This window comes from Lactiplantibacillus herbarum (genome assembly GCF_001039045.1).
In the GTDB taxonomy this organism is placed as follows: Bacteria; Bacillota; Bacilli; order Lactobacillales; family Lactobacillaceae; genus Lactiplantibacillus; species Lactiplantibacillus herbarum.
Genome location: NZ_LFEE01000006.1, coordinates 1,614 through 10,380 on the forward strand (window position 1 = coordinate 1,614; position 8,767 = coordinate 10,380).

At 43.6% G+C, this 8,767-nt stretch carries 9 protein-coding genes and 1 other RNA gene; 7 read left to right on the forward strand and 3 right to left on the reverse strand.

Going from position 1 to position 8,767, the window contains the following annotated elements; all coding sequences use genetic code 11:
• Positions 1-146 precede the first annotated feature (146 nt).
• From nrdF to ACG95_RS02265, 3 genes are all read right to left on the reverse strand, one after another.
• Entirely contained in the window at positions 147-1,157 is a 1,011-nt protein-coding gene (nrdF, locus tag ACG95_RS02255; protein ID WP_047998944.1) for a class 1b ribonucleoside-diphosphate reductase subunit beta, read from the reverse strand.
• Between the two features lie 29 nt (positions 1,158-1,186).
• The gene (gene nrdE, locus ACG95_RS02260) at positions 1,187-3,352 is read right to left on the reverse strand and encodes a class 1b ribonucleoside-diphosphate reductase subunit alpha (RefSeq protein WP_047998945.1); all 2,166 of its coding nucleotides are present in this window, start codon (positions 3,350-3,352) and stop codon (positions 1,187-1,189) included.
• 222 nt (positions 3,353-3,574) lie between these two features.
• A complete protein-coding gene (locus ACG95_RS02265; protein WP_047998946.1) occupies positions 3,575-3,805 on the reverse strand; it encodes a redoxin NrdH in 231 nt (76 codons plus the stop codon).
• Positions 3,806-4,028: 223 nt separating this feature from the next.
• On the opposite strand from ACG95_RS02265, the gene ACG95_RS02270 reads away from it, so the two are divergent.
• The 7 genes from ACG95_RS02270 to ACG95_RS02295 all read left to right on the forward strand — a co-directional run bounded on the left by ACG95_RS02270 (position 4,029) and on the right by ACG95_RS02295 (position 8,319).
• Positions 4,029-4,637, forward strand: a complete 609-nt coding sequence (locus tag ACG95_RS02270; RefSeq protein ID WP_047998947.1) for a class I SAM-dependent methyltransferase — start codon at positions 4,029-4,031, stop codon at positions 4,635-4,637.
• A gap of 2 nt (positions 4,638-4,639) precedes the next feature.
• Positions 4,640-5,146: a tRNA adenosine(34) deaminase TadA gene (tadA, locus tag ACG95_RS02275; protein ID WP_082137281.1), complete on the forward strand. Its 507-nt coding sequence runs from the start codon at positions 4,640-4,642 to the stop codon at positions 5,144-5,146.
• A 53-nt stretch (positions 5,147-5,199) separates the two neighbouring features.
• Positions 5,200-5,286: signal recognition particle sRNA small type (gene ffs, locus ACG95_RS14130), an RNA gene on the forward strand.
• A gap of 123 nt (positions 5,287-5,409) precedes the next feature.
• Positions 5,410-7,107, forward strand: a complete 1,698-nt coding sequence (dnaX, locus tag ACG95_RS02280; RefSeq protein ID WP_047998948.1) for a DNA polymerase III subunit gamma/tau — start codon at positions 5,410-5,412, stop codon at positions 7,105-7,107.
• A 21-nt stretch (positions 7,108-7,128) separates the two neighbouring features.
• Entirely contained in the window at positions 7,129-7,437 is a 309-nt protein-coding gene (locus tag ACG95_RS02285) for a YbaB/EbfC family nucleoid-associated protein (protein ID WP_047998949.1), read from the forward strand.
• A gap of 15 nt (positions 7,438-7,452) precedes the next feature.
• Positions 7,453-8,052, forward strand: a complete 600-nt coding sequence (gene recR, locus ACG95_RS02290) for a recombination mediator RecR (RefSeq protein WP_047998950.1) — start codon at positions 7,453-7,455, stop codon at positions 8,050-8,052.
• Positions 8,053-8,067: 15 nt separating this feature from the next.
• Positions 8,068-8,319, forward strand: coding sequence for a YaaL family protein (locus ACG95_RS02295; RefSeq protein WP_047998951.1), 252 nt, complete (start codon positions 8,068-8,070; stop codon positions 8,317-8,319).
• The last annotated feature ends 448 nt before the right edge of the window (positions 8,320-8,767 follow it).

An 8,767-nucleotide genomic window follows, 5' to 3' on the forward strand; every position in this document is an offset into this window, starting at 1 on the left:
GCAGTGATGATGGCGCACTTGGCCATTGTTACTGCTCCGTAGCTAAGCGGAGGTCGCTGCCTGCTGGACCACGTTTCGACCATTCAGTATCCGAGTAGCGTAAAAGCGCTTGGGAATTCCCAAACGCTTTAATCGACTAAATTAAGCTAATCGTCAAGTTCACCGAAATCGTAATCAGTGTCTTGCATTGCTTCAACTTGACCTAAGCGGTAACCGTTACCGACTTGAGAGAAGAAGTCATGGTTCGACGTTCCCGTTGAGATCCCGTTCATAACGACGGGGTTAACGTCGTCAGCGGTATCTGGGAAGAGGGCGTCTTGACCTAAGTTCATCAACGCTTTGTTGGCATTGTAACGACTAAACGTTAAGACATCGTCAGACCAACCAATTTGATCATAAACTAAGTGGACGTAGTTTTCTTCATTTTCGTAGAGCTTGTATAAGAAGTCGAACATCCAGTCTTTGAACGCAGCCTGTTCTTTAGCTGAACGTTGTTTGAAGCCAATTTGGAACTTGTAACCAATGTAAGTGCCATGGACACTTTCGTCACGCAAAATCAATTTGATGATTTCAGCAACGTTTGGTAGTTGGTTATGTCCTAAGTAGAACAGTGGTGTGTAGAAACCAGAGTAGAATAGGAACGTTTCTAGGAAGACGTTGGCAACTTTTTGCTTGAGTGGGTCTTCATCAACGTTATTGTAGAGTTTGTAGATCCACTTAGCCTTGTCTTGTAAGAATTCTTCACTGTCACTCCAGTCGAAGATTTCGTTAACTTCGTCCGGCGTATTGAGTGTTTCAAAAATAGTCGAATAACTCTTAGCATGAACGGATTCCATAAATTGGATGTTGTTTAAAACAGCTGTTTCATGGGGTGTTACGACGTGTTGACGGAGGGCTTGTAACCCATCCTGTGATTGTAACGTATCAAGCAGTGTTAAACCGCCAAAGACGTGGCCGACTACCCAACGGTGATCGTCGTCTAAGTCACGCCAGTCTGCCATATCGTTGGAGACTGGAATCCGTGTATCTAACCAGAATTGTTCCGTTAATTTTTCCCAAGTGCTTTTATCGATTGCGTCTGAAACTTGATCCCAGTTGATGGCTTTGTAGTTGCCGTTACTGAGTAATTTTTGGTAGTAACCCAAATCTGTTGCCATGTATGAACCTCCCAATCCTAATCTATAATTTAAATGACACAGCTCTCACATTCGTTGATGCCAACTTCACCATCATCATCGGTAAAGGTCCGAATGTAATAAATTGATTTAATTCCTTTGTAATAGGCATAATTTCGTAAAATATTTAAGTCACGAGTGGTCATCTTGTCGGTCCGACCGTCTTTCCATTCGTACAAACCAGCAGGAATTGTTGACCGCATGAATAGGGTAAGACTCATCCCCTGATCAACGTGTTGTTGAGCAGCGGCATAGACGTCGATGACTTTACGCATATCAGTATCGTATGCTGACTTATAATAGTCAATTGTATCATTAGATAGGTAAGGAGCGGGATAATAAATCTTACCAATTTTCTTTTCTTGGCGTTCTTCGATTCGGTTAATGATGGGGTGCAAGCTAGCGGTCGTGTCATTAATGTATGAGATTGAACCGTTGGGTGCTACTGCCATCCGGTTTTGATGGTATAAACCGTCTTGCATGACGTCTGCTTTAAGAGCTTCCCAGTCGGCTTGACTTGGAATGAAAATGTCCTTGAAGAGTGCGACTGTTTTGTCGTACTTAGGTTGCCATGCTTGAGTTGTGTACTTATCGAAGTACGAACCGTCCGCGTATTTTGATTTTTCAAAGTTAAAGAAAGTTTCGTGACGTTCACGCGCAATTGCGTTAGAAGCTTTTAACGTCCAGTAGTTCAATAATAAGAAGTAGATATTAGTAAAATCAACGGCTTCTTTACTACCATATTCCATTTGGTTCTTGGCGAAGAAGGCGTGTAAGCCCATGGCACCTAAACCAATGGTGTGTGCTTGACGGTTTCCCTTTTGAATTGAAGGAACCACGTCCACATTAGAGTTGTCAGTAACGAAGGTTAGGGCACGCACCATGGCTTCAACGGAGTGACCGAGGTCAGGTGACTGCATTAAGTTGACGATGTTCGTTGAACCAAGGTTACAGCTAATATCAGTTCCTAATTTTTCGTACTGTTGCTGATCATTGATCAATGAAGGGGTTTGGACCTGCATGACTTCAGAACAGAGGTTACTCATGACAATCTTACCGTCAATTGGGTTCTCACGGTTAGCCGTGTCGATGTTGACGATGTAAGGATAACCAGATTCTTGTTGAAGCTTACTGATTTCATTTTCAAGGTCGCGGGCCTTGATCTTAGTCTTACGGATATTAGGATTGTTGACCATGTTGTCGTATTCTGCGGTTAAGTCGACATATGAGAATGGCACACCGTATTCACGTTCGACGCCGTAAGGGCTGAAGAGGTACATATCAGCGTCTTCTTTAACTAATTCGTAGAACTTATCGGGTACCGTTACACCGAGTGACAACGTCTTAATCCGTATTTTTTCATCCGCATTTTCTTTCTTAGCTGAGAGAAATGAGATGATATCTGGATGAAAGACGCTGAGATAAACAACCCCGGCACCTTGACGTTGGCCTAATTGATTAGAGTAAGAAAAACTGTCCTCTAGTAACTTCATGACTGGAACAACGCCACTAGCAGCACCGTCAATATGCTTAATAGGATCGCCGGCACCACGCAAATTGCTGAGATTGATCCCAACACCACCACCGATTCGTGATAGTTGAAGTGCGGAGTTGATTGTGCGACCGATTGCGTTCATGTCGTCGGTTGATTGAATTAAGAAACAAGAAATCAATTCTCCACGACGAGCCCGGCCAGCATTAAGAAAACTAGGTGTAGCTGGTTGGTAGCGTTGGTGGATGATTTCATCAGCTAGTGACATGGCCAGTTCTTCATCACCATCAGCGAAGTAGAGGGCGTTCATAGCCACGCGATCGATGAAGTTTTCTAAGTAGTAGTCACCATTATCGGTCTTCAACGCATACTGTGCGTAAAATTTGTAAGCTGCCATAAACGTTTTAAAGTGGAAATCCTGTGACCGTAAATAATCGTAAAGTTTTTCAATGAAGCTAAAGTCATACTTGTCGATAGTTGGCATTTCCAAGTAGTCGTGATCACGTAAATAGTCAAATCGTGCCCGTAAGTTATCGAACGGCACCGTATTTGGCTTCACATTCTGTTCAATAAAGGCAGCTAAGGCTTCCTGGTCTTTGTTTAATGGGATTTGGTTGTTAACAGGAATATTGATCTCATTATTCAAATCATAATAGGTGACGTCTTTTAAATTTTTTAAGGTCATAAGGAATCCTCTTTCTATTGATCATAATAGTGGTTAGGCAAAGTCGAAACGTGAAACAACGGGCTGTCCCTCCGCTTAACTACGAAAGACGAACAATTGAAAGTACACAATCATCCGTCTTTCTAGGCTATGCTCGGTAGCACCCCGCCTTTTATTTCGCGCTTATTTATAAATAAATGAACTTAAGACCAGCTATGTAACCACACAAAAAAGCGTGGGAAGCTAAACAGCTAATTGTTTCAATGCATCGGGACGGAAGCCGGCAATGCTGTCTTCACCATTAATTTCAACGACGGGAACGGCTTGGAAGCCTTGGTCCTTTAAGTAATCCACGTATTCAGGATTCGTGTTGATATTTTTTTCTTCAAACGCAATATTGTGCGCAGTAAGGAATTTCTTAGTCATTTTGCATTGCATGCAGTTATTTTTGGTAAATACGGTTACTTTTTTCATTTCAATCACCCTTAATCTCTTTTTCTGATAAATTTAGTATACAACATATAGTGAAAAAAACAATCAAAAAACACAATATCTGGGGGACGAAAATAACTAAAACCCCTAGATATTGTGTTAGTGACGGCCTTTAACTAAGCCTAAATTTTTTTTAATTTTATTGTTGTTCACTCGCTGAATCAGTTATCATAGATATAGACCAGAAATTTAGAGGAAAACAAATATGACTAATTATTATTATACACACAATCCGGATATTGTGCATGACGAAAAGCAATGGAATTTTGAAATTTTTGACCACGAGTTTAAGTTTACAACGGATAACGGGGTTTTTTCTAAGCGAACCGTGGATTACGGCTCACGAACTCTGCTGGATGCCTTTGATCCCAAAGGATTACCAATGGGGCCACTGCTTGACTTAGGAACGGGTTACGGTCCAATTGGGATGGCTTTAGCCTACCAATCGCCAGAACGAACGGTAGATATGGTAGATGTTAATGAACTGGCCTTGAGTTTGGCGCGTAAAAATACGGCGTTGAACCAGATTAGTAACGTTAACATTTTTACATCAGACATCTATGAACAAGTTACGACAACGAATTATGCAGCAATCGTAACGAACCCACCCGTACGTGCCGGCAAAGAGGTGGTTGAAGCGATGCTAACGGGTGCATATACTCACCTAGTAGTAGGTGGAACCCTCACTGTTGTGTTGCAGAAAAAGCAGGGGGCACCATCAGCTAAAAAATTGATGCAGGCAACGTTTGATAATTGCCAGATTATTAAGAAGGATAAAGGTTACTATATTTTGCAGAGTGTTAAGGAGGGGTAGTCGTGACTGAGCCAACAGCGGAAGAATGGATGCAAGAAGCGTTACATGAAGCGCGGATGGCGTATTTGATTGGGGAGGTACCGATTGGTGCGGTCATCGTGCACGACGGTGAGATCATTGGACGTGGACACAATCTGCGGGAGCATGGTCAGGATGCCACACTGCACGCTGAAGTAATTGCGATTCAGGAAGCCTGTGAGTATTTGCATAGTTGGCGATTAGAAGATTGCCAACTTTACGTTACTTTAGAGCCTTGTCTGATGTGTAGTGGTGCGATCATTAACGCTCGTATTCCTGAACTGTATTATGGTGCTCGTGATCCTAAGGCCGGTGCCGTGCGGAGCTTATACCAAGTCATGGATGATACGCGTCTGAATCATCAAGTTGTCGTTTCTGAACGGGTGTTAGCCCGCCCTGCTGGGGAGCTGTTGGAAAACTTTTTCCGCAGTATTCGTAAACGTAAGAAAGCGGCTAAAAAGGCGCGCCGGGAAGCAGCCGAAAAAAATTAGGCTGATGGCTGGTAATTGATCTGAAAATCATGTATTATAGTATTTGCCGCAAGGCCAGAAGGCAAGGGTGGATTTACGAATCGTGTCAGGTCCGGAAGGAAGCAGCACTAAGTTTGCTTCATCTTGTGCCTTTTGTTTTTATGAAATGTAACAGCTCTTAGCCATTCGGTTGAGAGCTTTTTATTTAAATTAAATCAATTTAGAAGTTTTTGATGATAAACAATGTATAGAAGCTTTTAGTAATAAAAGAGAGGAAGTATCGCATGTATCGGGCATTATATCGGGTTTGGCGTCCCCAACGCTTTGATGAAATCGTCGGGCAACAAATGATTACCCAGACGCTAAAAAATGCTATTATGACCCACCAGACGAGCCATGCGTACCTATTCACTGGTCCCCGGGGAACTGGGAAAACGTCGGCGGCCAAAATCTTTGCGAAGGCGTTGAACTGTCGTCATTTAGTAGATGGTGAACCGTGTAATGAGTGTGAGATTTGTACGGCGATTACGAAGGGCCAGTTAAACGATGTCATTGAAATTGATGCGGCGTCTAATAATGGTGTCGAAGAAATTCGTGATATTCGTGACAAGGCTAAGTATGCACCGACCGAGGCTGATTATAAGGTTTACATCATTGATGAAGTTCATATGTTATCAACTGGGGCTTTTAATGCGTTACTAAAAACGCTGGAAGAACCACCGGCCAATGTCATCTTTATTTTGGCAACGACCGAACCTCATAAGATTCCACTAACGATTATTTCACGGACCCAGCGGTTTGATTTTCGACGGATCACGGCTAAGGATAGCTATGATCGGATGGTCTACATCTTGCAGCAAAAAGAAGTGACCTACGACGAAAAAGCGTTGCGAGTGATTGCGGCAGCTGCTGAAGGTGGGATGCGGGATGCGTTGAGTATTCTGGATCAAGTGATCTCATTCGGTGATAATACGGTTACTTTAGATGATGCGTTAATGGTGACGGGGAGTGTGACGAAGGCCCTGATTGCGGATTACGTTGAAGAAGTAACCAGCCATGAAACTAAGCCAGCCCTGGAAACCATGCGTCAAATCTTACAAGAAGGTAAAGATGCGAACCGCTTCATCGAAGATTTGATTGGCTATACTCGCGATGTGTTACTCTATCAACAAGCCCCAGAAATGGTGGCAAGTGTTGCCATGGGTGAAAATGATCAACGGTTTGAAGATTTTGCCAAGCAGATCGATGCGGAAGTCCTGTATCAGATGATCAAAACACTGAATGATATCCAACAACAGATGCGGTTTACGACTCATCCGGATGTTTATTTGGAAGTCTTAACGGTTAAACTAGCTCAACTTGATGGTCAGGCCACAACACCAGTGGCAACCGCAACTGCAACGGTTAATCCGAGTGATCCGACTGTTCAGAAGTTAGCACAACAAGTGGAACAGTTACAAGACGTTGTTAAAACGTTGCGGGCGGGCGGCAGTGCACCGAAGTTAGCTGCACCTAAGCCACGAGCCAGCAGTGGTCCAGCCGTTAAAAAAGTCAACGTTAGCCAGATCTACCCAGTTCTGGGTGCAGCAACTAAGGATGATCTGGTCAAGGTTCGTGATGTTTGGACTGATCTGATGAATATTCTGAGTGTTACCCAGCGTGCGTTGATGCACGTTGCCAAACCAGTGGCTGCCAGTACTGAGGGCGTCGTCGTGGCGTTTGATTACGCCTTTGTCTATCAGAAGGCCATCGATGATCAGACGTTGATCGACGCGTTAGGTAATGGGTTGGATCGCTTGATGGGTCAGGCACCGAAGATTATCTGTGTGCCTAAAGATCAGTGGCCTCAAATTCGTAAGGATTACTTGGAGACCCACCAAACTGGTGGGACCCAAGCATCGACGAATGAAGCACCCAAAGAACCAGTTGTTGAAGAAGCTAAAGCCATGTTCGGTGACCTAGTAGAAGTGAAGCCGGACTAACATTGAAAGGAACTGATATTTATGATGCGTGGAATGGGAAATATGCAAGGCATGATGAAACAAATGAAGAAGATGCAGGAACAAATGACTGCTGAACAAGCAAATTTGAATGAACAAACTTTTGCGGGTGTAGCGCCAGATGACATGGTCAAAGTTACTTTTACTGGTGACAAGAAGATGAAAGATATTACGATCAATCCGGATGCTGTTGATCCTGAAGACGTTGATATGTTACAAGACCTTGTCATCACTGCTGTTAACGATGCATTGAGTAAGATTGATGCACAGACGCAAAACACGATGGGGAAGTACACTAAAGGCTTAATGTAAGAATGAGGTAAGCACATGCAGTATCCAGAACCAATTGCGAAATTGATCGATAGTTACATGAAGCTACCCGGGATTGGCGGTAAGACGGCTACCCGGCTAGCTTTCTACACGATTGATATGGATGGCGATGACGTCACTGAATTTGCTAAGGCGTTGATTGCTGCCAAACGTGACCTGCATTTTTGTAGTATTTGTGGCAATATCACTGAGGATGATCCTTGTGTGATCTGTCAGGATAAGTCGCGTGACCAGGACAGTGTGCTGGTCGTTGAAGAGGCCAAGGACGTGATGGCGATGGAAAAGATCAAGGAATACAATGGTCTTTACCACGTCTTGCACGGCGTCCTATCACCAATTGATGGTAAAGGTCCTGAAGACATTAATATTGCCAGTCTATTGAAACGGCTTCAGCAAAATGAAGCCATCAAGGAAGTCATTATTGCGACTAACGCAACGCCAGAAGGGGAAGCCACCGCGATGTATATTTCACGGTTAGTTAAACCAGCTGGTATTAAAGTAACGCGGTTAGCGCACGGCCTTTCCGTTGGTAGTGACATTCAGTACGCCGACGAAATGACCCTGTTTAAAGCAGTCGAAGGTCGCCAAGAAATGTAATTGGGAGGCGTTAAGATGTTCAAACGCAAACGAAAAATCAAGAATCCCAAGGAAACTTTTGACCAGCAATTGTTAGCAACCTTAAATACGGCCAAGGTGGATTGGGACCGTTCTAAGCAAAATGAACAAGCAGTTTATGATAATAATACGAATGAATTGGTTGTTCAGACAACGTTAGCACGGGCCAAGTACTTGTATCTGTACCGGGAAGCCCGGTATCGTCAAGTTCATGGGCAAACGATCCAACGTTCCGTAATCGATAAATAGATTTCAAAAATCCGGGCTGATGGCTCGGATTTTTTTGTGGCATGAGTGGTGTGTTCCGCCTACCGGGGCGTCCTGACAATGTTGGAAACGTGGTGGGCACACTTAAAGCTCAGCAAAACCCGCTGCAATCTTTAAGCTTGGCCTTATCCTAGCCGAGAAGACCACTCAGCCAAGGATAATTTCACCACTGAACATTGTCAGGACGCCCCTCACGGCTAGATGGTGGTCAAAAGATGTGCGTACTTAACTTTAGGCTGGCTGATTGCGATGATTAGGTTAGTCTCTCAGCTAAATGAGAAGTTTACTACAAAATTATTGATGATACTAAACAACTGCCGGTTAGTTTTTGTTTTAAATAGTGATCAATCAAATTTAAGTTAGATACATCTTATCAATATTTCGAATCCCGCCTAGCCGTGAGGGGGAGTCTGACAACGCTCAGCCATGA